21 protein-coding genes are annotated in these 22728 nt (G+C 44.4%); 7 read left to right on the top strand and 14 right to left on the bottom strand.

From position 1 onward, the window contains the following. Positions 1 to 16: 16 nt before the first annotated feature. From Q1A18_RS06400 to Q1A18_RS06365, 8 genes are all read right to left on the bottom strand, one after another. Entirely contained in the window at positions 17 to 1237 is a 1221-nt protein-coding gene (locus Q1A18_RS06400) for a transaldolase family protein (RefSeq protein WP_299578098.1), read from the bottom strand. A gap of 103 nt (positions 1238 to 1340) precedes the next feature. Continuing rightward, the gene (locus Q1A18_RS06395; protein ID WP_299578097.1) at positions 1341 to 2222 is read right to left on the bottom strand and encodes a fructosamine kinase family protein; all 882 of its coding nucleotides are present in this window, start codon (positions 2220 to 2222) and stop codon (positions 1341 to 1343) included. 93 nt (positions 2223 to 2315) lie between these two features. Further along, positions 2316 to 2741: a DUF5606 domain-containing protein gene (locus tag Q1A18_RS06390; protein ID WP_299578096.1), complete on the bottom strand. Its 426-nt coding sequence runs from the start codon at positions 2739 to 2741 to the stop codon at positions 2316 to 2318. Positions 2742 to 2841: 100 nt separating this feature from the next. Beyond that, positions 2842 to 3729 carry a hypothetical protein gene (locus Q1A18_RS06385; RefSeq protein WP_299578095.1) on the bottom strand — a complete coding sequence of 296 codons (888 nt, stop codon included), beginning with the start codon at positions 3727 to 3729 and terminating at the stop codon, positions 2842 to 2844. Between the two features lie 212 nt (positions 3730 to 3941). Next, positions 3942 to 5546 carry a fumarate hydratase gene (locus Q1A18_RS06380; protein ID WP_299578094.1) on the bottom strand — a complete coding sequence of 535 codons (1605 nt, stop codon included), beginning with the start codon at positions 5544 to 5546 and terminating at the stop codon, positions 3942 to 3944. Between the two features lie 156 nt (positions 5547 to 5702). After that, positions 5703 to 6533, bottom strand: a complete 831-nt coding sequence (locus tag Q1A18_RS06375) for an aminotransferase class IV (RefSeq protein WP_299578093.1) — start codon at positions 6531 to 6533, stop codon at positions 5703 to 5705. 130 nt (positions 6534 to 6663) lie between these two features. Beyond that, positions 6664 to 7377 carry a LytTR family DNA-binding domain-containing protein gene (locus Q1A18_RS06370; RefSeq protein ID WP_299578092.1) on the bottom strand — a complete coding sequence of 238 codons (714 nt, stop codon included), beginning with the start codon at positions 7375 to 7377 and terminating at the stop codon, positions 6664 to 6666. Positions 7378 to 7576: 199 nt separating this feature from the next. Further along, on the bottom strand, positions 7577 to 7954 hold the full coding sequence (locus tag Q1A18_RS06365; protein ID WP_299578091.1) for a RidA family protein: 378 nt from the start codon (positions 7952 to 7954) through the stop codon (positions 7577 to 7579). Positions 7955 to 8200: 246 nt separating this feature from the next. Between Q1A18_RS06365 and ligA the strand changes: the two genes are divergently transcribed. From ligA to Q1A18_RS06345, 4 genes are all read left to right on the top strand, one after another. Then, a complete protein-coding gene (gene ligA, locus Q1A18_RS06360) occupies positions 8201 to 10207 on the top strand; it encodes an NAD-dependent DNA ligase LigA (RefSeq protein ID WP_299578090.1) in 2007 nt (668 codons plus the stop codon). A gap of 129 nt (positions 10208 to 10336) precedes the next feature. Further along, positions 10337 to 10864 carry a hypothetical protein gene (locus Q1A18_RS06355; RefSeq protein ID WP_299578089.1) on the top strand — a complete coding sequence of 176 codons (528 nt, stop codon included), beginning with the start codon at positions 10337 to 10339 and terminating at the stop codon, positions 10862 to 10864. Positions 10865 to 10886: 22 nt separating this feature from the next. Further along, a complete protein-coding gene (gene dapA, locus Q1A18_RS06350; protein ID WP_299578088.1) occupies positions 10887 to 11768 on the top strand; it encodes a 4-hydroxy-tetrahydrodipicolinate synthase in 882 nt (293 codons plus the stop codon). A 147-nt stretch (positions 11769 to 11915) separates the two neighbouring features. Beyond that, positions 11916 to 12743 carry an FRG domain-containing protein gene (locus tag Q1A18_RS06345; RefSeq protein WP_299578087.1) on the top strand — a complete coding sequence of 276 codons (828 nt, stop codon included), beginning with the start codon at positions 11916 to 11918 and terminating at the stop codon, positions 12741 to 12743. A gap of 15 nt (positions 12744 to 12758) precedes the next feature. Here Q1A18_RS06345 and Q1A18_RS06340 read toward each other — a convergent pair whose 3' ends face one another. The 5 genes from Q1A18_RS06340 to Q1A18_RS06320 form a co-directional block, all read right to left on the bottom strand. After that, a complete protein-coding gene (locus Q1A18_RS06340) occupies positions 12759 to 13592 on the bottom strand; it encodes an HAD-IIB family hydrolase (protein ID WP_299578086.1) in 834 nt (277 codons plus the stop codon). A 1-nt stretch (position 13593) separates the two neighbouring features. After that, on the bottom strand, positions 13594 to 14466 hold the full coding sequence (locus Q1A18_RS06335) for a pyridoxamine kinase (protein ID WP_299578085.1): 873 nt from the start codon (positions 14464 to 14466) through the stop codon (positions 13594 to 13596). Positions 14467 to 14587: 121 nt separating this feature from the next. Beyond that, entirely contained in the window at positions 14588 to 17074 is a 2487-nt protein-coding gene (locus Q1A18_RS06330) for an endonuclease MutS2 (RefSeq protein WP_299578084.1), read from the bottom strand. A 53-nt stretch (positions 17075 to 17127) separates the two neighbouring features. Beyond that, the gene (locus tag Q1A18_RS06325; RefSeq protein ID WP_299578083.1) at positions 17128 to 17517 is read right to left on the bottom strand and encodes a response regulator; all 390 of its coding nucleotides are present in this window, start codon (positions 17515 to 17517) and stop codon (positions 17128 to 17130) included. A 47-nt stretch (positions 17518 to 17564) separates the two neighbouring features. Further along, on the bottom strand, positions 17565 to 19229 hold the full coding sequence (locus Q1A18_RS06320) for a sodium:alanine symporter family protein (RefSeq protein WP_299578082.1): 1665 nt from the start codon (positions 19227 to 19229) through the stop codon (positions 17565 to 17567). 150 nt (positions 19230 to 19379) lie between these two features. On the opposite strand from Q1A18_RS06320, the gene Q1A18_RS06315 reads away from it, so the two are divergent. Both Q1A18_RS06315 and Q1A18_RS06310 read left to right on the top strand, forming a co-directional pair. Beyond that, positions 19380 to 19688, top strand: coding sequence for a hypothetical protein (locus tag Q1A18_RS06315; RefSeq protein WP_299578081.1), 309 nt, complete (start codon positions 19380 to 19382; stop codon positions 19686 to 19688). Between the two features lie 5 nt (positions 19689 to 19693). Continuing rightward, entirely contained in the window at positions 19694 to 19900 is a 207-nt protein-coding gene (locus Q1A18_RS06310; RefSeq protein ID WP_299578080.1) for a PspC domain-containing protein, read from the top strand. Here the strand turns inward: Q1A18_RS06310 and Q1A18_RS06305 are convergent. Next, complete coding sequence (locus tag Q1A18_RS06305; protein WP_299578079.1) at positions 19897 to 22032, bottom strand: Tex family protein; 2136 nt, start codon at positions 22030 to 22032, stop codon at positions 19897 to 19899. The genes Q1A18_RS06310 and Q1A18_RS06305 overlap by 4 nt on opposite strands. A gap of 296 nt (positions 22033 to 22328) precedes the next feature. Between Q1A18_RS06305 and Q1A18_RS06300 the strand changes: the two genes are divergently transcribed. After that, positions 22329 to 22727, top strand: a complete 399-nt coding sequence (locus tag Q1A18_RS06300; RefSeq protein WP_299578078.1) for a hypothetical protein — start codon at positions 22329 to 22331, stop codon at positions 22725 to 22727. Position 22728: the final 1 nt, after the last annotated feature.

Below are 22728 nucleotides of genomic sequence, written 5' to 3'. Positions count from 1 at the left end.
TCTGTTAAGCCAAACTTTAACTGATCAGCCGTTCGATCCGTGCATCCAACTGTGCCTGATCTTTTGTAAAACTGGCCAGCCCGGCCAGATTCAGCAAGGTATCAACAGCCAGTTCGCCAGACTTTATTCTTGAAGCCCATCGCTCGTGAACCGGAATCTTGCCGTCACTGGCAATATCCTCCAGATCCTCATCACTTAAATACGGGAACAGATCTCGGAAGCCGGCATCATGCACTCGCTGAATCAATTCATTGCCATCCTGAGGGAGGTTGGCACCAAGGTCCAGGGCCAGCGCAAGTTCCTCTTCCGAAACATGCCACAGCTTCGAAATCAAAGGCTCATCTTCCGGCGAATTTAAGTGAACGGGGTAATCAGCATCAAGCCTGGAGCTGAAGTTCCCCTTCAGGCTTGCTTTTCCTGCTGCGGCTACCTGAGTTGGCATGGTAAATACATCCACTCCGGCCAAATCTTCCAGTTGGCTGGCACTGCGCAAGCTGGCCGCAATCAGCTTGGTGGGAACCTTATTTTTTGAAGTCAGTTTGGTCACCCAACGCTGGGTTTCAAGAACGGCCTTTTCCCCTGCTCCGGAACCATCTCCAAGCCCATTGTCTTTAATGTAAGCCCCCAGGCGCCCCAGGAAAACATTCAGGTAATTGGGTTTTGTAATTGACGCCACCAAAACATTCTGGCGAGCACTAAATTCAAGCGTAAAATTGATTTTTACGCCTAAATCCCGCAACTTGCGCGCAGCAAGCATTCCCGAAGCCGTATAGGGAACCTTGACAATAAACTGCTCAGGACAAAGTTCGAAATAGCGCAACCCATAATCTACCGTAGCCTCCATATTGTGGGCTGTATTGGTGTGCAGTTCAACACTGACAAATCCCCCAAACTTTTTAGCCAGCCTCAAGCCGTGCCTGGCGTTTACGATAAAGGCTATTTCCATGATCTGCTCCCGGATAGGTAAATCTTGAACAATTGCTTTCGCCTGACCGATCAGTTCGTCATAAATTCCTTTCTGAATTTCTTTATTAATTAAGGTGTTATTGGTGGTTAAGGCCGTCATTTCGGAGGTCCAGTTTTTATTCGCTTCATCGATATCCCCCGTGTCCAGCCACAGTTCGGTACCGGTATTTTTCAGGCTTTGCCAAAAGGGATCAGGTGTTGCTGCAGCAACAGGCTCATTAACTTCACTTAATACAAATTCTTTGATCTTTGTTTTCAGTTTAGCATCCATAGTCGGTTATTTAAAGATTGAACAAATCAGAACCTCAACAACCAAATATACCTAATTTATTTATATTGTTATATTTAGACCGTCCTTTTCTACCAACTACTGATTACAGAAAACGCAGAGCAAGACTGAGTGCCTGGCTGCCGTAAAAACCGCCAAACAAATAATAATGATTCAACACATGATAAAGTTGGTATAGTTCGATCCGTTCTTCCCAACCGGGATTTAAAGGAAACTCATTTTGATAAGCGCTCCAACATGTTCGTGAGAATCCGCCAAACATGGTCATCATGGAAAGTTCCATTTCGCGGTCGGCATAATAGGCTGCCGGATCAATCAAGGCTGGCCCCTGCGAAGTATAAAGGTAATTGCCTGACCACAGGTCGCCATGAATCAGCGACGGAGTAGTATCAGCAGGGATAAGCTCCGGCAAGCGCGCCACCAGTTTTTCATAGGTGTTTCTTTCTTTGGAAGCGAGTGCCCGATGCTGGCTGATCTTTTCAACCAGGTAAAGAATGCGCTGAGATCCAAAGAAAGCAATCCAATCGCTGTTCCACCGGTTATCCTGTTCGGTGGCGCCACAGTAATTGTTATGCGAAAATCCAAACGCCTTATTTGTTTTTCGATGCAGTCGGGCCAGGCCCATGCCCAACTTTTCATCTTCGGAAGGAGCATGCCCGGGCATTAAATAATCCATCAGTAAATAGCCGGGAAGCTGACCGGCTTCATGAGCCAGAACAACCTTGGGGATGAGCAGGTCTGATTGGTCGGCTTCGCCGAGTGCTTGTAGAGATTCCGCTTCACGAGTAAACAAGTCAGCCGGCGTATTGGCATTCCATTTCAGAAAGAAATTTCCGTGGTTGGTTTCCAGCTTAATACTGGTACTGATACATCCTCCTCCAACTGCTTTTTGGTTAGTAATCACCAAATTCTGACTAAAGCTCGTGCGATAATTATCAATGATGTGCCTGAGAATTTTTTGCTCCATGCAAACAAATTTCAGCATAATAAAAAAAAGTAGCAAACCCGCTTCCTGAAAAAGCTGATTGGCTACTTTTGTATTCTCTTGTAAGCTTAGCTATTAAGCTTCTGTCTCAGTCTCGGGTGTTTCGTCCGCTTCTGTTTCTTCGTCAAAGTTCAGCAATTCTTTGCTCTGCAGCAAGTTGTACCATTGAATGACTTTTTTCATATCCGAAACATAAACGCGATCCTGATCATAGTCAGGAAGAATTTCTCCGAAATACGTTTTCAGCTCATTCCCTGAACTCACTTTAGCTACTTCGCCAGCATTTTCCTTTTCAGAAATACTTTTAAGAACTTCTTTCAAAGGCACTTCTCCTGTTTCAGTAAAGATAGCGATATCTTCCAACGCACTAATCTTCGATGTAGAATAAGCTGGCATTCTTTTCCCAGTCACCAAAGATTCAACGATAATACTGTTTTTTGCTTCAGCCACCAGTTTAAAGAGTCCTGGTTGGCCTGATATAGACATAATTCCTTTCAACATAAATTCAAATTTTAATCTCGGCGAATATACTATTTTCCATGGATTCAGCCTAAACAACGCGAACAGAATTACAGGTGAATCAGGCTGGACTTAGTGCTTTCTACTCCAAATATTTGCGATACAGATTAGCCGATTTTGGATCTTCGAACCGGGTATAAATATTGACCAAATAAGCGGCATAGCGTGAATTTTGATCCATTTCCCACAAAGGCTTAAAGTAGGACAACGATTTCTGAAAGTCGGCCGTTACCGTTTTCAGCGCCTGGGTGAGTTTGATGTGCTGCACCCGCGTATGGTTCTCTTCGTATTTCTTCATCTCGCTCTGGTACCGGTTTTCTGCCTGGTTGTAGTACTTTATTCCCAGCCATTCCAAGGCGGCTACATGCTTCGGATTGAGTGCCAGAATTTCCTCTGCAACAGAGTCACAAACAGCTTCATTCTTTAATTTCTTCTGAATGGAAAAATACGGATCGAGGTATTTTTCTTGCTGACGATCTTCCACTCTCAAAGATGGCCATAAGGCCAAAGCCTTTTCACGCTCATTAATCTCACTGTAGATTTCAAATAAGCGTGCATTCACCTTTTTCAGTTCAGGCTGATCGGAATAATTGGCCTGAAAAAACTCCAGTGCTGCCAGCTCTTTGGACAGGTTCTTCTTTTGTTCGTAAAGAGCCGCCAGGTTCAGGTACATGTCCGAATCGGAATAATTAAGCGACTGGGCCTGCTCCAGCCAATTCAAAGCCAGTTGGGATTGATTGGCCTGCGTAGCCATTTTCGCAGCTTCGGCATAATAGGCCGGGGGAACCTCATTTCCTTCAAGCAATTGCTGTTCAAAATACAACCGCCAGTTTTCGGTTGCCGCCTCAAAATTTCCTGCTGCAACAGCCTGCTGTGCCATATTCCGGTAAGATGTGGTTACTTTTGGCGCCCCGCAACCACCTGCCATTAGCGCAATCATTACAATTAAAATACCTGATCTTGATTTCATAGTTTTCTCTTTGTTTTTCCAACGTCATTATTAACACAAATGTTATACCCGCCAATCAACTCAAGTACTTATCATGAAATAACAACTCAATAATTATGGCCCGTTCTGCAACGCTTCAAAATTGCAAACAAGGCACTTATTAGTATAAAAGAAAGGTCATTTCTGTATGTTGAAATGACCTTCCCAGGTTTATATTTTGATTGATAAAACGATTAAACCTGTTTGAAGAAATCGTTTCCTTTGTCATCAACAATGATGAAGGCCGGGAAATTTTCCACACGGATTTTGCGGATGGCTTCCATACCCAATTCTTCGAAATCAACAACCTCAACGGACTTAATGTTCGTTTTAGCTAAAATAGCAGCCGGGCCTCCAATTGACCCCAGGTAAAAACCACCGTATTTCTGGCAAGCGTCAGTCACCTGCTGCGAGCGGTTTCCTTTAGCCAGCATAATCATAGAACCACCTAAACTCTGGAACAGATCAACATAAGGGTCCATACGTCCGGCCGTTGTAGGGCCAAAGCTTCCGGAAGGCATACCTGCCGGAGTTTTTGCAGGACCTGCATAGTAAACCGGATGTTTTTTGAAGTAATCAGGCAATTCTTTTCCTTCGTCAACCATTTGTTTCAAACGAGCATGCGCCATATCGCGGGCAACAATCAGTGTTCCTTTCAAGTTCAAACGCATTTTGGTCGGGTATTTGCTCAACTCAGCCAATACTTCTTCCATCGGACGATCCAGATCGATATCAACAGCTGGTGCCAATTCAGGAGCTTGCTCAGGCAAATACTTCGCCGGATCTTTCTCCAGTTGCTCTACAAAAATACCTTCTTCTGTAATTTTTGCTTTGATATTGCGGTCGGCGCTACAGCTTACGCCCAGCCCTACCGGACAAGATGCAGCATGACGTGGCAAACGAATCACCCGTACATCATGTACGAAGTATTTTCCACCAAACTGAGCACCAATGGCGCTATCCTGGCAAATCTTTTGTATTTTTTCTTCCCACTCCAAGTCGCGGAAAGCCTGTCCGCCCTCATTTCCTTCTGTTGGCAAATGGTCATAGTATCCGGCTGATGCTTTTTTCACCGTAGCCAGCGTTGCTTCAGCCGAAGTACCGCCAATAACCAAAGCCAAGTGGTATGGAGGACAAGCAGAAGTTCCAAGGTCTTTAATTTTTTCCTGAACAAATTTGGTCAGGTTCTCTTCGTTCAACAATGATTTGGTTTGCTGATACAGGAAGGTTTTGTTACCTGAACCACCACCTTTAGTTACAAACAAGAATTCGTATTGATTGCCTTGTTCGGCATAGATGTCAATTTGAGCCGGCAGGTTGTTGCCTGTATTTTTTTCCTCGAACATTGAAAAAGGAACCACTTGCGAATAGCGTAAGTTGCGGTCCTGGTAAGTGTCATAAATCCCTTTCGATAAGAACTCAGCATCAGATGCACCTGTGTAAACATCTTCTCCTTTTTTAGCCACAACAATGGCAGTACCTGTATCCTGGCAGGTTGGCAATTCACCTTCCGCTGCCACCACCTGGTTCATCAACATGGTGTGTGCCACAAAACGGTCGTTATCCGAAGCTTCTTCATCACTTAAAATGTGCTTCAGCTTTTCCAGGTGTGTTGGTCTTAAGTAGAAAGAAACATCAGCAAAAGCTTCCTTTGCCAGGTATTCCAGTCCTTTCGGATCAACTTTCAGGACTTTCCGGCCATCAACTTCCACCGTTGACACGTAATCCGTCGTCAACAAGCGATAAGGTGTGGTGTCTTTTAAAATTGGAAATGGTTTTTGATACTTGAAATCTGCCATAGCTTTATGTTATTGAAAAGATTATATAATAATTTTGGTTTTTTTATTATGTTTTAAGGAAACGTGTTCCAAATCGAACAAATATAGGGATATTCGAAAAATGAGACACGCAAATTAACCAATTTCGCCTCGAAAAAGAAATTCTTCACAAAGCCTTCACACACCTTTCCTAAGGGCGTTTTGGATGTAAGTCATCATTTTTTCATCGTAGGCTTTCATTAAGGCTCTTACAGCCTGATTCATGGGATCAAATTTTTGTTCACCAATTGAGGCAATGGGCAAAACTTTGGTTGAAGTACCCGTTAAAAAAGCAGCATCATAATCAGCAAGCGTATCCATTGGAATGGTTTGTTCTACGCATGAAAAATTCAACTCGCCAAGGCATTCAAGCACCTTTTGCCGGGTGATTCCGGAGAGCACAAACTCCGAGCGGGGTGTGTAAAAACGATCGCCCTTTACAAAAAAGAGGTTGGTACGACTTCCTTCCAGCACCTGCTTTTCTACATTGACCAGGATGACCTCAAAAAGCTGATGTTCCTGAATAGCTTGGTTGGCAGTGTTGCGTAAACTTTGCTGCACCGTTTTGGCTTTGGGTAGCACGCGTTCTGCCAACATGCAGTCCGTTTTCACCCCGTATAAATAAGCCTCAGCAGCTGGATAAACATGAGGAATAAAATAAAAGAACGCGGCTTGTTTTCCGTCTCCATACTGAATTAAAACCTTGATGTTGCCCACCGCCAAATCATTGGCTTGAACCAAGTTTCTGATTTCCCGGGCAAAATCTGTTTCCGTCATTGCTAAAGGAATACCAGCCAATTGGGCCGAATGTACCAGGCGGGCATAATGCTCTTCCAGAAACAAGCCCACCGAATCCATTACCCGAAGCACTTCATAAATCAGGATGGCATCCGTGGTCAATACTTCTACTACTCCAACCGGAAAAAGACGATCATCTTTTATAAAATAGGTTCCTGTACAATCAATCATGGCTTAATTTTTTCAAATCCAGGTTTATACCTGCAAAACTATAATCAAATATCATCTACACGAAGACTAGCAGCTTGCTCAATTCGTGAATGGTCTCCCCTGCTCATGCCAGCAAAACTATGAGGTTACCTTAAACACCACTCAGGCTACTGGCATAATTCAACATGGCAAGCACTTCGTTCTTGTAGCGCCGCCCTATCGGGAGTTCTACTCCGGCAATTTCCAGCGAGGTATTGGTGTAAGCATCCACATGACTTGTGCAGATTACATAGGATTTATGAATGCGCAGAAAAAACTGCGAAGGCAGCTTCTCAGCCACCTGATTCAGGCCCATCTTCGTAATCACTTTTCGTTGCTTGGTATGAATCTGAATGTACTCACCCAGGCCTTCAATGTAAAGAATATCACACAACGGCACTTTGACCTCCTTTTTGTTTTCGCGAACAAAAATAAAAGGGCGTCCGGCCTGAAAGTCGGCTTGAAAGGAAGTACTTAGCTGCAGGTATTTGTTTACTGCCCGCATAAAACGATCAAACCGGATTGGCTTCAGCAGGTAGTCCACCACCTCCAGCTCAAAGCCTTCCATAGCGTACTCGCGGTGCGCCGTGGTTACAATGACTTTGGGCGGATGGTGAAGTGACTTCAAAAGTTGGATTCCGGATTGTCGCGGTAATTCGATATCCAAAAACATCAAATCAACCGGAATTTCTCGTAACAGCTCTGCAGCTTCTTCAGCAGAAGCACATTGCGCCACAATATCCAAAGAATCGAACTTTTGAGCATGCCTGTAAATTAATTCACGAGCCAATGGTTCATCGTCCACAATCAGGCATTTGTTTCTCATTGTTTTCTGTTTTAATGCATTCAAAAATAGAAGGATAGTTGCTTAGCCGGTTGTTTTTGGTGTTGAATAAACGTGTCGTCAAAAACGGAAACGCTACGTTTATAATAGACCTTTTTCTTGTCCTTTTGTTACACTTTTTCGGCAAGAAATTCGAAATAAACCAGCTTTAAACAGAAAACAGAACGAGAAACGAGCGGAATTATTTAACCGCTATGGTCTCTATTTCAACGAGCACACCCAGCGGAAGCTCTCTGACAGCAAAGGCCGCACGTGCCGGTGGATTTTCAGCATAATATTTTCCATACACCTCATTCATCGCCTTGAAATTGGCCATGTCGCTCAGCAGGCAAGTTGACTTAACAACATCGCCGTAGGTATAACCGGCTGCTTCCAAAATGGCTCCAATGTTTTTCATCACCTGCTCAGTTTGCTCGGCAATGCCACCTTCTACCACAGTTGCCGTCGCCGGATCAAGTGGCACTTGGCCTGAAACATACAGCGTTCCGTTAACTTCTACGGCCTGACTGTAAGGCCCAATCGCTGCAGGGGCATTTGTTGTTGAAATTATTCGTTTCATGATTCAATCGTATTTGGGGTTAAAAATTCTTCTTCTTTCATTTCGCTTTTAGCACCAATCTGCCTTTGAGAAGCAAATCCATTTGTGCCAATGCTGAAATTAGTCTTACAAAGAAACTAATTTTGATTTATTTATTTCCGGAAGGCTACTTCGCTCGAAAAAATTATACGCTTAGGCAAGAAGTATCCAGCCCAGGCTCGTTTCATCCAAACTTGTTTTCGTATTTTTAGGCCAAATTTTGAAAATATGGCAACTGAATCCATCCAACAGAGAATTCAACAACTTCGGCAGGAACTCGAAGAACACAACTATAAGTATTATGTCCTTTCCTCACCCGTAATCAGCGATTATGATTTTGATATGAAGCTGAAAGAACTGGAACAGCTGGAACAGGAACATCCCGAGTTTCAGGATCCCAACAGCCCAACACAACGTGTGGGCAGCGACAGCAACCAGGAATTTACCCAGGTTGCTCATAAGTACCCCATGCTGTCTTTAAGCAACTCATACTCGAAAGAAGAATTGCTGGAGTTTGACAACCGCATTCGTAAACTGATTGGCGATGAGTTTGACTATGCCTGTGAGCTGAAATTTGACGGTGCCTCACTCAGTTTGCTCTACGAAAATGGGCAATTGGTGCGGGCTGTAACCCGGGGTGATGGCGAAAAAGGAGATGATGTTACCGCCAATGCCCGAACCATCCGAAGCATTCCCTTAACGCTTAAAGGAAAATCGTACCCTGAATCGTTCGAAATTCGCGGAGAAGTGGTACTTCCCTTTCAGGTGTTTGCCGAACTAAATAAAGCACGGGAAGAAACCGGAGAACAGTTGTACGCCAATCCTAGAAACACGGCTTCCGGTTCGTTAAAAATGCAAAACTCATCCGAAGTAGCTAAACGAAAGTTGGATGCCTATTTCTATTATTTGCTGGGAGAAAACCTGCCCGAAGACGGACACTACGAAACCCTGCAGGAAGCCAGAAAATGGGGGTTTAAGATTTCAGAACATACCCGCAAGTGCAGCAGCATGAACGAAGTGCTGGAGTATATCAGCTACTGGGATACGGCTCGTTTCGATCTTCCGGTAGCTACTGACGGCATCGTTATTAAGGTTAACTCACGTCGTTTGCAAAACAACCTGGGTTTCACAGCCAAATCGCCACGCTGGGCCATCGCCTATAAATTTACGGCTGAGCAGGTCAGCACCCGGCTTGAGTCTGTTAGCTACCAAGTAGGGCGTACCGGCGCTGTTACCCCGGTGGCAAACCTCAGTCCGGTGTTGCTGGCAGGCACCACCGTTAAGCGAGCCTCACTACACAACGCCGATATTATTGAAAAACTGGACTTACACCTTGAGGATATCGTTTTTGTTGAAAAAGGAGGTGAAATCATTCCTAAAATCGTAGGCGTTGACCAATCGGCCCGAAAGCCAGAAGCTCAAAAGATTCAGTTCATCGAAGCCTGCCCGGAGTGCCATACCCCGCTGGTTCGTCGCGACGGCGAAGCGGCACACTATTGCCCCAATGAAACCGGATGTGCGCCACAAATCAAAGGAAAAATTGAACATTTCATCAGCCGCAAGGCAATGGATATTGATGGACTGGGTCAGGAAACCATTGAGCTCCTTTTCAATCAAGGGCTTATCGGCAACAGTGCTGACTTGTACCAACTTGAAGTCGGGCAACTCGCTACCCTCGAACGCATGGGCGAAAAATCAGCCAATCGTATTTTAAAGAGCCTGGAGCAGTCCAGGGAAATTCCCTTCGAGCGGGTTCTTTTTGCACTGGGAATCCGATTTGTGGGTGAAACGGTAGCCAAAAAGCTGGCCAACAAACTGGTGGACATCGACACCATTGCCAACTCAAGCTATGAACAACTGGTTGAAATTGATGAAATTGGTGGCAAAATAGCTGAAAGCATCCGTTTGTATTTCGAAAACGAATCAAACCAGCAACTCATCGCAAAGCTCAAAGCTCAAGGGCTTCAATTCAAGTTACATGAAAGTAGTTTGGAAGGACGAACCAACAAATTGGAAGGACTGAGTATAGTTATATCAGGAACCTTCGAAAAACATTCGCGTGACGAGCTGAAAAAATTGATTGAACAGCACGGTGGCAAAAACGTGGGCTCCATCTCCAAAAATACGTCTTACCTTCTAGGAGGTAGCAATGTAGGCCCATCTAAAATTCAGAAAGTTGAAAAACTAGGCATTCCAATTCTTTCAGAAGATGAATTTTTGGCCCTGATTAACTGATTTTGAGACAGGCTGGAAAAGTTAAAAGAAAGGCAAGCAGAACGAGCAAACTTTTATCAAACAAGTTTTTACATTTGGTTTGCTCCGACTCGTTGTATCAAAAACAAATTGTTATTTTTGCCTCAGGCTATGAGTATAAAAAATCAATTCATCACCTGGTCATTAAAACGTAAGCAAAAACAGCTAAAGCGAACCATTCGGTTCCTTAATCTGAAGCAGGTTAAAACAGCTGGCATTCTTTGGAAGTCGGATGATGCTAAGGCGTTTAAACAGCTCAACGAGCAACTCAACGAGCTTGGCATTTCAGTTAGCAATTTGTGCTTTTCAAACCAGCCAGGATCCGTTGGTGGTGAAGTGTTTTTTTGTCCGGAAGATTTCTCCCTGTTTGGCAAAATCAAAAAACCGGAAATTGGTCGCTTTATAGACCAGCCTTTTGATTTGCTGTTAGATATCAGCCTATGCCCTGGGATTGAAATGCAGTACTTACGATGCTTGTCTCGAGCCCGTTTCAAAGCTGGGTGGAGCCATGCAGAACCCAATTACTTTGATTTGAGCATTGACATTCAAGACCGTAAAGACCCCAGCTACCTGGCCGAACAGCTAATTTTTTATTTAAATGAACTAAATAAACCATCATTGGTTAAGCAAGAAGTATAAAGTAATCTATAATAAACATAACATGACACACCCGTTTAAAGGAGCCGGAGTTGCTTTGGTAACTCCTTTTAAAGAAGATTCATCCATTGATTTCAACAGACTTGAAGACCTTGTGGAAGATCAGATTAGCAATGGCATGGACTACCTGGTGGCTCTCGGAACAACTGCCGAAACACCCACCTTGTCGTTACAGGAACAAAAAGAAGTGGTTGACTGCATCAAATCCAAAACAAACAAACGGGTTCCACTGGTTCTGGGCATGGGCGGCAACGACCCATACAAAATTATGCAAACCATTCAGCAAACAGATTTCACCGGTATTGACGGAATTCTGAGTGTGACCCCTTACTATAACAAACCCTTGCAAAAAGGATTAATTGAGCACTTCAAACTGGTTTGCAAAACCAGCCCCGTGCCCGTCATCCTGTACAATGTACCTTCGCGTACCGGTGTAAACATGGATGGAAAGACAACGGTTGAAATTGCGAAAACCTGTCCCAACGCCATCGCCATCAAAGAAGCTTCCGGTATTTCATCGCAAGTTTCGCGCATGGTTAAGTACGCCCCCGAAACGTTCGGAGTTATTTCAGGCGACGATGTTTTGGCATTGCCCACCATTGCCGTAGGAGGCATTGGCGTTATTTCGGTTATTGCCAACGTGCTGCCCGGAAAACTCAGCCAACTCATTCACTTGGCCAATAATGGCCAGTTTGCTGAGGCCCGCGAACTGCACTTGCAAATGCTTGATTTATTTAAACTTTTGTTCCGCGAGGGCAATCCTGGCGGCGTAAAAGCAGCCATGGAAATTACTGGTAAGCTTAAAAACATTGTTCGTTTGCCGCTTGTTCCGGTCAGCAAAAAACTCTATACTGAAATTGAAACTGAACTGAAGAAATTGCTTTAAGAAAAGCATCCCATATTCAAAAAAGACTCGTCCATGTGGCGAGTCTTTTTTGTTTGCAAAAGCTATTGGCATTGGCAGGGTCTCTCTTCAAAAAAATGAAGCCTAATCGTAATCAAAATTCCAATTTTTTAATGAACTTTGGACAACATGAAATCCTATAAGCTCCATCAGAATGATCAAGTCGTACACAGCTGGGAAGAGTTGTGTGAAGAAGTTTACCATGACTCGTGGAAACCACACTTGAGCCGTTATCGTTCCGACTATGCCTTTCGGGGCCTTTCCGATTCAAACTATGAGCTAAAAAACAGCTTTCTTCGTAATTGCGGTCACCGCCCCGAGCTGGAGTACCACTTGCTGCGCAATTTTCGAAAATACAGCTTGTCCAAAGACGCACAGCTCAGCGCTTCGTTTTGGCGCTCGCTGGTGATGGCGCAACACCATGGCCTCCCCACCCGACTGCTCGACTGGACCTATTCGCCATTTATTGCCATGCATTTTGCCACCGCCAACACCGAAAAATTCGACCTCGACGGCGTAATCTGGAAAGTGGATTTTGTAAAAGTAAACCAGATGGTTTCGGAGCCGCTGAACCACTTGCTGTGCGAAGAAAAGTGTAATGCCTTTACTGTTGAAATGCTGGAAGAAAGCATCATGTCCCTATCCGACTTTGACAAGAAGATGGATAAAGAACAAGTCATTTTCTTTGAACCCCCTTCCATCGATCAACGCATTGTCAACCAATACGCTTTTTTTTCGGTCATGAGCCAATCGACCAGCATCCTGGATGAATGGCTGGTAAACCACCCCGAACTCTACCGACGCATCATTATTCCGAAGGAATTAAAATGGGAAGTACGCGACAAGTTGGATCAGGCAAATATTACCGAACGGGTGCTATTCCCTGGGCTTGACGGATTGGCCACTTGGCTAAAACGGCATTATAAACCCGTTCCAAATGATGGAATGGAGGATTAAATTCGAACCCCGGCCTTACAAATATTTTTTCAGACTTTGGCTAAAAGCACTGTTCTCGTTGGAGAGTGCTTTCCTGTAGTGAGGCTTTAATTCTTCGGGCCCGTTTTCAACCAAATAGGAATACGAGGTGAAATTGAGCAAATCCAAATCGTTATAATCATTGCCTATTCCAAAGGTCATGTCATGCTGAATTTGCTTCTGTTCACACAAAAACTTCACAGCATTGCCTTTCGATACATCTTTGTGAAAAATTTCCATCCAAATATAACCAGTCTCCAAGGGCGAACTGGTGCGCACCACTTTAATATCGTCAAACTGGGCTTCAAGTTGTTGCTTGGCTTCTAGAAACGCTTCCAAATCATTCGGGAAAATAACCAAAAACTGGCAGGCATCGCTATCCAGCTGTTGATTGACAGGAAGCTCTTCAGAAACTGAATTATGGAAATCGAAATAACGTTCAAACTCTTCACACGCTTGACTTCCGCGGTAAAACCAACAACGAAAGTTTTCAGGAACTGCACGAAAAAGGTGAAAGTTCATGTCACGATCAATCAAAAAACGAACAATACCTTCAGTGGTCTCACGCTTTAAGTTCTGCCGAAAGACCAGCTCCCGGTTTTTCCAGTCATAAATACCGGCTCCGGAAGAGAAAGCCACATAGTCGAAAGGCAAATGGTCGGGCAGCACTTCAAGCACTTTCTTGAAGTTACGGCCGGTAGCAACCACGCGCAATACTTCTCGTTCACCCAACACCTGCAGCATTTGAATATCTTCGTCACTGATCGACTTGTCATCTTTCAAAAATGTGCCATCCAAATCGGTGGCCACCAATCGAATATTTTTCATCATTTCAATCCAATAATTGATAACTACTCATTTGTACCGGGGCATTTAACGATGGTAAAACTTTTTCCAGCAAAATCCCCTCTGTCGCTCGTCCATTGTGTCCAAAGGTGGCGCGCACGCCCAAGGCAATGAACTGCACGGCCCGATCAAGCGCTATCGGCAAACTGTCGCCCTGCAGCAACGAACCAACCATAACACTGGCAAAGGCATCGCCGGTTCCCGGATAATGAGCCGGGATGTAATCGCAACTCACCCTCCAAAACCGGTTGTCTGTTTGATTAAATGCCACAACCGAAGTATTGTTATTTTTCATTTGGTCGGGGACACTGGTGATTATGACTTTATTGGGGCCCATTTCGGCCAGTCGCCGGGCCCATTGCTTAATCTCCGACAACTCAATTTCCGGTTGATGCACTTCGCCAAGTAAAAATGCCGCTTCAGTCAGGTTTGGCGTAATCACATCAGCCAAAGTCACCAGCTCTTTCATTTTATCCACCATAGCCGGTGTGTAAGCCGAATAAAGCGCACCATTGTCACCCAGCACCGGATCAACAACAACCAGCGGTTGATTGCCCGAAAAATCATGGATAAACTGCTTGACGGTATCCACCTGTCCGGCGGATCCCAGATAGCCTGAATAAATGGCATCAAAATCAAGATTCAAACGTTTCCAGTGATCGATCATGGGCTGCAGCTCATCGGTCAGATCAATGGCGTGCAAATCCTTGTAAGCACTGTGCGATGACAAAACAGCCGTAGGTAATGGACAAACCTGAATTCCCATGGAAGAAAGGATCGGAATGACCACCGTTAAGGAGGCGCGACCGAAACCACTTAAATCATGAATTGCTGCTACCCTTGGAACTGAATTTCTCATTACTGGTTGGCTTACATTTATCTGATTATAATCTTTTCATTCTAAACAATTGACAGGCAAAAAAGATGAGGATGCAACGATTTCACAAAACCTCTGCTGCCTGTTTCAATCGTATCTCAATTTAGTTGACTTCAACAATGGTGATTCCGGCACCTCCAAACTGGACGTGCTCATCACGATAGGATCGGACAACAGGATCGGCTCCCAGAAAGTTACGGATCATTTCCCGAAGAATACCGTTTCCTTTCCCATGCAAAATGCGAAGCTCATGAACATCCAGCATAATTGCCTCATCTAAAAACGCCTGGATATTGGTGATCGCTTCTTCGGCCCGCTGGCCGCGAACATCAATTTCAGGTTTGAAGGTATTTCGCTTTTCCGACAGTTTTCGGTGGACATTGGGCAGGGTTCTGTTGGTGCCGCGCAATTCTTTCTTTGCTTCATTATTACTCACCTTCTGCAGCTTTTTGCGGCTAACCGAGGTTCGCAACTGTCCAAAGGCTACCACCACATTCTTATCGCCTATTTCCAGAATTTCGCCTATGCTGTTTTGCCCTTCAATCTTCACTTTATCGCCAGGCGCCAGCTCTTCCTTTGCTCTTTTTGGCGTTACTTTCGGTTTCTCCTTCTGCTCCGGACGACGTTGGTTGCGACGATTTTCCTTATCCTTCAGCTTCTGAATCTTTTTGTTGATCCATTCGTCGTTTTCTTCTTCCGGCTCTTCCACCGCTTCCTTAAAGGTTGCTAACTGCTTTCGAATGGCTTTGGTTTTTTCCTTTTCAGCCTGGCTTTCCCGGATTTCACGAATGGTATTTTCCACTTTCTTGTTAGCTTCAGCCAATACACGAGCAGCTTCTTCTTTAGCTTCAGCAATAATTTGCTTGCGCTGTTTTCCCAGTTCGCTCAGATCCAACTCATATTTTTCGGCCAGTTCATCCAAACTGCGCTCCACCTTTCGGATACGCATACGCTTGGACTCCCAATAGCGCTTATCGCGCACAATGTCGCGCAGGTGCTTATCAAAATTGATGTGGTCCTTCCCCACTTTTTCGGTCGCTTCCTGCAAGATTGACTCCGGCATCCCGATTTTACGGGCAATTTCGAAAGCAAAAGAACTTCCGGGCTTCCCAATTTGCAATTGAAATAGGGGTTCCATTCGGTGGTTATCATAGAGCATAGCTCCATTTTCGATCCCCTCGGCTGACGAGGCAAAATGCTTCAGGTTGGTATAATGCGTTGTAATTACCCCAAAAGTTCGCTCTTTATTCAACTGGTCCAGAATGGCCTCGGCAATAGCCCCACCAATCATTGGCTCTGTTCCGGTTCCAAACTCATCAATCAGCACCAGGGTTCGGTCATTCGCAAATTTCAGAAAATGTTTCATATTCATCAGGTGCGAACTGTAGGTACTCAAATCATTTTCGATGGATTGTTCATCGCCAATATCAATAAAAAGCTGATCGAACACCCCGGCGCGACTGGTTTCATCAACCGGAATGAGCAAACCGCACTGCAACATGTACTGCAACAAACCAACGGTTTTCAGACAAACCGATTTACCTCCGGCATTGGGCCCCGAAATCAATAACAAATGTTTTTCCGGATTCAACTCAATATTCAATGGAATAACCGGGCGCTTTTCACGCTCCAGGGTGATGCGCAACAAGGGATGAACCGCTTTTTCCCACAACAGGAGCGGACCTGCTTCCATGAAGGGTTTTATGGCATCCATTCGTTGGGCCAAACGTGCCTTTGCCCGAATTACATCAACAGTTCCCAGGAAGTCATACAAGCCAAATAACTCGTTCAGGTAAGGACGGATATCATCTGAAAACTCAATAAGGATACGCACAATTTCTCGCTTTTCAGCATACTCCAGTTCCCGAATTTCATTGTTGATCTCCACCACTTCTGCAGGTTCAATGTAGGCTGTTTTCCCGGTGGCAGACTCATCATGCACAATCCCATTCAATCGCCTTTTCATTGCCGAAGAAACCGGGATGACCGGACGCCCGTCGCGAATGGAGACTGAAGTATCCTCGTCCACCAGTCCATCGCGCTGCGCTTGCCTCAGAATGCTGTGCAGGCGTTTGGATACATTGCTTTGCTTGCTCAGTAATTCTCTACGAATCCGCCCAAGTTCGGGCGAAGCCTGATCCTTAATTTTTCCGTGTTGGGTGATGATCTGATCAATTCGATCTTTTAGGTATGGGAACACCTGAACAGGACGAACCAGTGCTTTCAGGTTCGGGTACAGTTCTTCCTTTTGCTGACTCAGAAAACGAACAATTGCTGTAATGGTTTCCAAGGATCGTTTCAAGTCAAACAACTCATTTACTTCCAAAAAACGTCCTTCCGTTTGAATTTTTGCAAGCGACTGACGCAAATCAAAATAATAATTGGTTGGGAAATTATCATTTTCCGCCATCAGCCGCATAAATTCATCGGCATAAGCCAATTCTTGCTGGATGGTATCAAAGTCCGTTAAAAAGTCTATTTCGTCCACCCGGTCTTTTCCGAGCGATCCCAGACAATTCTCTTTAAGTAAGCTTCGAACCCGATCGAAACCAATTTTTGATTCAAAATTTTGAGGATATATTTTTGCCATTACCTTTAATTGTTCGGCAAAAATAGAAAGATGTGAGGTCTAATAATAGAATCTCAGTTAAAATCTTTTAGGATTTGCAGAAATTCATGAACCCGAAAAGGTTTCAGCATGCAGGCATTCATCCCCGAATCGATACAGGCTTTCATTTCCTGATCGGTATCACTTCCGGTCAAGGCAATAATGACGGCTTGATTTTCAAGCGCCTGCTCTTTTTCATAGTTCCGAATCTTTTGAGTGGCTTCATAACCATCCATAATGGGCATCCGACCATCCATTAAAATAATGTCGTAATGCTTCTCACAGTACATCTTGTAAGCCTCCATTCCATTCTGGGCTGAATCAATTTCACCCATCGTGCTTTTCAGAGACATGGTAACAACCCGTTGATTGATTGGGCTATCATCAACTACCAAAAGTGATAGTTTATCTAAATCATTTTTCATACTTATCAAAAAGAATATGACAAAAATATATTAATTAATGACTCCAACTATTTTTCTCCAAAGAAATCGGAATACTCTTTCCAGAAGGAATTGACTTCTGACTTCATTTCTTTACGTAACATCAAAATTCCAAACAAGTTAGGAATCGTCATCATGGCTATGGTAATTCCTGAAAATGTCCAAACAATGGTTGTGTCCATAAAAGAGGCCACAAAAAAACCAAGCACATAGACCATCCGGAAATAAACAACCCATTTTATTCCGAAGAGAAAAGTTACGGCCCTCCCTCCATAGTAAGACCAGGAAATAGCTGTGGAAAAAGCAAACAACAACAGGCCAATGGCCACAATATAGCGTCCGGAGTCGCCAAACCAACTTTTGGTAAACGCTTCTGTGGTCAGCGGCGCGCTGTGAATCAAAGATTTTCCGGCAATTTCAATCCTATTATCCAATGGAATATGTCCTTCGATTACCGGGAGCCTGCCGGAAAAAACGGCGCCATCTTTACGAACAAACACCTCTTCGGCCACCGAGCGGGCATGCAAAAGAGTTACCTCATTGATAATTTTACCATCAATCACTTCCAGGTCGCCCGTAAACAAAGGCAGTTCACTTTTTCCCAACAAAAAATCAGCAATTTGCTCCCTATCTAACTCCTCACCTTCATCGTAAAAACCGGCCAGTACTTCCAAATCAGCTTCCTGAAACTTATTTTCCATTTTTTCGGTCCAAACCCCTGATGAAAGAATAACCAAACCGGTTAGCATACAAATAATAATCGTATCGATGAATGGTTCCAGCAAAGCGACTAAACCTTCCGAAACCGGCTCGTGTGCTCTGGCTGCCGCGTGAGCAATAGGCGCAGAACCTTGCCCGGCTTCATTGGAAAATAAGCCTCGGTTAACCCCTCGGTTGAAGGCGAAAGCAAAACTAGCCCCCAAAAAGCCTCCCGCTGCTGAAGTACCCGTAAATACATCGCGAAAAACTGCAACTAACGAAGGAACAATATTTTGATAGTTATAAAGAATCACCGCAACAGCACCTACAAAATAAATTACTGCCATGAAGGGCACCAAGCGTGAAGTAACCTTGGCAATCCGTTTGATGCCGCCAATAATTACAAAACCCAGTAAGATGGCAAGAACCGCTCCTATCAAAATTTTATTGACTCCAAAAGTGGCGTGCACTGAATTGGCAATGGAATTGATTTGTGGCAAATTTCCGGTTCCGAAAGACGAGAAAATAGTGGCCACGGCAAACAGGCCCGCCAACCATTTCATATTCAACCGGTTTTTCATGTAATACATTGGTCCACCGGCCATCGTTCCATCCGTCATTTTTTCGCGATACTTGTGCGAAAGGGTTACTTCCACAAACTTCGTGGTCATTCCTAGCAAGGCTGTAACCAACATCCAGAATAGAGCAGCCGGTCCGCCCAAGTGAATAGCCAAGGCCACGCCAGCAATATTTCCGGTTCCCACCGTGCCGGAGAGTGCCGTGGTTAAAGCCTGAAAATGTGAGGTATCACCTTCATCACCTTCGCGGTCAAACTTTCCTCGCACAATGCGAAAAGCTGATTTGAGGTATCGAAACTGTGGAAATCGCAAATAAAAGGTAAAAAACAGGCCAGTCCCCAATAAAAAGAAAACAAACCACTGGCTTCCGCCGATATATCCGTCAATAAGAGAAAGGAGATCGTTCAGTTTATTCATAGTTGCCGTTTAGCTTAGGGCACTAAATATAACACATCGTTTGCTTTTGTTAAAATTAAATAGCAGAAACCTGTTATTTTCTTCAAATCGTAACATTAAAGCCGAATTTTGCAGGAATTATTTTAATTCAAAAATCTCAGGGAAAGCAGAATGCAAACCGTTTTTTTCCATAAATTTGCTTTTAAACAATTAAGCAAAAAAGCTATGCTACCAAAATTTTTACTTGCAGACAATTCTCAGGAAACACCTGACACAATTTTCGTGGTTCACACCGAAGTACCTAAATTCATTGTTGAAAGTGACATTGAAGACTTCTGGTCAAACCAAGTGGTTCACTGGCTAAGTGATGTACCTGAATCAGAAAAGCTTATCAAACAACTGCTGGAACAAGCAGAAGAATATCTTGAAGCGGAATTCGAGAGTCAAGAGAACCTTTTTGATGAAGACGACGAAGACTAAAACCAATGGAAATTATTAATGCCCCAAAAAAACGGTTAACCCGTTCCAGGAACAAGATAATTGCCGGCGTACTTGCCGGCTTTGCCGAGTACTTTAACATTGACCCGACTTTGTTGCGGGTAATTTATGTTGTTGTATCTATCCTTAGCGCAGGTTTTCCGGGATTACTAATTTATCTTATTTGCTGGGTACTTATTCCCCAGCAATACTAGTTTTGGTCTACATCTTTCAAGCTTAGCTGAATTCGTTTTCGGGGGATATCCACTTCGAGGACTTTTACTTTCACATGTTCGTGTAGTTTTACCACCTCATTTGGATCACTTACGAAGCGATCAGCTAGTTGAGAGATATGCACCAGACCATCCTGCTTCACACCCACATCCACAAAAGCGCCAAACTTAGTGATGTTGGTGACAATCCCCGGAAGCACCATCCCTTCGTGCAAATCCTCGATTTTAAAAATGCCACTGGCAAATTCAAACACTTTTATGTTTTTTCGGGGGTCACGTCCGGGCTTGGCCAATTCCTTCTGAATATCCTTTAAAGTAGGCAATCCGACCGATTCCGTTTGGTACTTTTCCAACACCAAAGCCTGTTGCAGCTCTTCGGACTGCATCAAATCAACAATGCTGCATTTCAAATCTTTGGCCATTTGCTCAACCACATGGTAAGATTCAGGGTGAACGGCTGAATTATCCAAGGGATTTTGGGCATCAGCAATACGCAAGAAACCGGCCGACTGCTCATAAGCCTTCGCGCCCATTCGTGGCACTTTCAGTAACTCTTTCCGGGCTTTGAAAGCACCGTTTTCTTTCCGGAAGTCAACAATGTTTTGCGCCAGTTGCGGTCCCAAACCTGAAATATAGGTTAGCAAGTGCTTCGAAGCCGTATTCACGTTGACTCCAACCTTGTTCACGGCCGATTCAACCACCGTGTCCAGGCTATTCTTCAATAACTTTTGATCAACATCGTGCTGGTATTGTCCCACCCCAATCGATTTAGGATCGATCTTTACCAACTCGGCCAAAGGGTCCATTAAACGGCGCCCAATGGAAACAGCGCCACGTACCGTCACATCGTAGCTTGGAAACTCTTCGCGAGCCACCTTCGATGCAGAATAAATTGACGCACCATCTTCAGAAACAACAAAAACTTTTAGATCACGATCGTAGTGCAATTTCTTGATGAAATGCTCTGTCTCCCGGCTGGCTGTTCCATTCCCAATAGCGATGGCCTCAATTTGATAGGCACTCACCAGCGAGGTAATTTTTCGAGCCGACTGCTTGACTTCTTCCTGGGGTTTATTGGGATAAATGGTTTCGTTGTGCAGCAAGTTCCCCTGTTCATCCAGGCAAACCAACTTACAGCCCGTTCGGTAGCCAGGATCAATTGCCAGCACCCGCTTTTGTCCAAGTGGTGCGGCAAGCAGCAATTGCCGAAGGTTTTCAGCAAATACCTGAATTGCCTCCTGATCTGCGCTCAACTTCGCAGCCTGGGCAAATTCGGTTTCAATAGCCGAGGAAAGTAACCGCTTATAGCTGTCCTTAACTGCCAGCTTGACTTGTTCTCCGCAGGCATTGCCCGACCGAACAAAAAAGCGATTCAGACGCTCCAGGACAGCCTCCTCATCCGGCGACACCGAAATCCGTAAAACACTCTCCTGCTCCCCTCTGCGCATAGCCAGCAAGCGATGCGAAGGACAACGCTTCAAAGGCTCTTCCCATTCAAAGTAATCCCGATACTTAATGCCTTCCTCTTCTTTTCCTTTAACCAGTTTACTTTTAATCAGAGCTCCCTGCGCAAAAGCCTGACGCACCATATTTCGTGCTTTCTCGTTTTCATTCACCCACTCGGCAATAATGTCGCGGGCGCCTGACAAGGCATCCTCCACCGAGTTCACTTCGCCTTTGACAAAAGCATGCGCCCGATTTTCCAAGTCGCGCTCGTCTTGCTTCATCATAATTTTGGCCAAAGGCTCCAGACCTTTTTCCCGTGCGATGGAAGCTTTGGTTTTTCGCTTAGGTTTATAAGGCAGGTAAATGTCTTCCAACTCGGTTGCATCAAAACAATTTTCAATGCGGGCTTTCAACTCATCGGTCAGCAGCTCTTGTTCCTCAATGGTTTTTAGGATGGTTTCCTTCCGCTTGGCCAATTCTTCCAAACGGGCCTTCGCTTCCTTGATATCACCAATCTGAACTTCATCCAAACTACCCGTCATTTCCTTGCGGTAACGTGAAATAAAAGGAACGGTAGCTCCTTCATCCAGAAGTTTGACGGTATTTTGTACCTGCTTGATTGGTAACTGAAACTGAGCTGCCAGTCGTTGTATGAGTTGTGTATTCATAGTCTTGAAATTTGGGCTAGCGAAGATAATTGTTTTTTGGCGGGATGCCTTATTCTGCGCGGAATAAATGTGGCATATGAACCTTTAATCCACTAAACCGACAACTCTTTTTTCTGCTCCATACAAAGCATCCTCTCCAAACTATTTTGAGCTTAAAGTTAAGCCATTGTTAGAAATCCCTCACAGGCACATCAGGTTCTGTTTTTCGTATTAACTTTGTCTGCTGAAAAAGAGCGTTGAATGCCGACCCTCTTTTTTTTATTTTTGAAACAGAGACTTATTGAGACAGATAGATTATGCTGGTTTTAGTTGGAATTATTGCCGCTTTGTTCATTCTATTGGTCGGTGGCACCTGGCTTTCAAATCGCTTCGGAAAAAAGGAAGCCGGGAACGAGGAAGAGAAGGAAAATGTGAACGTCGCCTTGGATTGCTGTGGCGCACATGAGGTGTGCGATTTTGAAGAGATGCTGAAAAATCCGGATGAAATCGTGTACTATGAGGATGAAGAACTGGATCGTTTTCAGGGAATTGACTCTAATGCTTATCAGGATGATCAAATCGATGAGTTTCGCGATGTGCTTTACACCCTCGACAGTGAAGATATTCGCAAATGGCTGCTCAGCATCGAACGCCGGAAAATTCAATTGCCAACTGTGCTGAAGCAGGAAGCCATTCAATTGCTGGCTGACGCGTAAA

Source organism: uncultured Sunxiuqinia sp. (assembly GCF_947495665.1).
Lineage (GTDB): Bacteria > Bacteroidota > Bacteroidia > Bacteroidales > Prolixibacteraceae > Sunxiuqinia > Sunxiuqinia rutila.
Note: the sequence above shows the minus strand (reverse complement) of the source record. Positions and strands in the feature narration are given on the sequence as shown.

Coding starts and splice junctions, on each gene's coding strand:
- Q1A18_RS06400 (WP_299578098.1), bottom strand. CDS start 1,237: ATGGATGCTAAACTGAAAACAAAGATCAAAGAATTTGTATTAAGTGAA.
- Q1A18_RS06395 (WP_299578097.1), bottom strand. CDS start 2,222: ATGGAGCAAAAAATTCTCAGGCACATCATTGATAATTATCGCACGAGC.
- Q1A18_RS06380 (WP_299578094.1), bottom strand. CDS start 5,546: ATGGCAGATTTCAAGTATCAAAAACCATTTCCAATTTTAAAAGACACC.
- Q1A18_RS06390 (WP_299578096.1), bottom strand. CDS start 2,741: ATGTTGAAAGGAATTATGTCTATATCAGGCCAACCAGGACTCTTTAAA.
- Q1A18_RS06345 (WP_299578087.1), top strand. CDS start 11,916: ATGAAATCCTATAAGCTCCATCAGAATGATCAAGTCGTACACAGCTGG.
- Q1A18_RS06310 (WP_299578080.1), top strand. CDS start 19,694: ATGGAAATTATTAATGCCCCAAAAAAACGGTTAACCCGTTCCAGGAAC.
- Q1A18_RS06330 (WP_299578084.1), bottom strand. CDS start 17,074: ATGGCAAAAATATATCCTCAAAATTTTGAATCAAAAATTGGTTTCGAT.
- ligA (WP_299578090.1), top strand. CDS start 8,201: ATGGCAACTGAATCCATCCAACAGAGAATTCAACAACTTCGGCAGGAA.
- Q1A18_RS06365 (WP_299578091.1), bottom strand. CDS start 7,954: ATGAAACGAATAATTTCAACAACAAATGCCCCTGCAGCGATTGGGCCT.
- Q1A18_RS06375 (WP_299578093.1), bottom strand. CDS start 6,533: ATGATTGATTGTACAGGAACCTATTTTATAAAAGATGATCGTCTTTTT.
- Q1A18_RS06300 (WP_299578078.1), top strand. CDS start 22,329: ATGCTGGTTTTAGTTGGAATTATTGCCGCTTTGTTCATTCTATTGGTC.
- Q1A18_RS06325 (WP_299578083.1), bottom strand. CDS start 17,517: ATGAAAAATGATTTAGATAAACTATCACTTTTGGTAGTTGATGATAGC.
- Q1A18_RS06320 (WP_299578082.1), bottom strand. CDS start 19,229: ATGAATAAACTGAACGATCTCCTTTCTCTTATTGACGGATATATCGGC.
- Q1A18_RS06355 (WP_299578089.1), top strand. CDS start 10,337: ATGAGTATAAAAAATCAATTCATCACCTGGTCATTAAAACGTAAGCAA.
- Q1A18_RS06305 (WP_299578079.1), bottom strand. CDS start 22,032: ATGAATACACAACTCATACAACGACTGGCAGCTCAGTTTCAGTTACCA.
- Q1A18_RS06340 (WP_299578086.1), bottom strand. CDS start 13,592: ATGATGAAAAATATTCGATTGGTGGCCACCGATTTGGATGGCACATTT.
- Q1A18_RS06335 (WP_299578085.1), bottom strand. CDS start 14,466: ATGAGAAATTCAGTTCCAAGGGTAGCAGCAATTCATGATTTAAGTGGT.
- Q1A18_RS06370 (WP_299578092.1), bottom strand. CDS start 7,377: ATGAGAAACAAATGCCTGATTGTGGACGATGAACCATTGGCTCGTGAA.
- dapA (WP_299578088.1), top strand. CDS start 10,887: ATGACACACCCGTTTAAAGGAGCCGGAGTTGCTTTGGTAACTCCTTTT.
- Q1A18_RS06315 (WP_299578081.1), top strand. CDS start 19,380: ATGCAAACCGTTTTTTTCCATAAATTTGCTTTTAAACAATTAAGCAAA.
- Q1A18_RS06385 (WP_299578095.1), bottom strand. CDS start 3,729: ATGAAATCAAGATCAGGTATTTTAATTGTAATGATTGCGCTAATGGCA.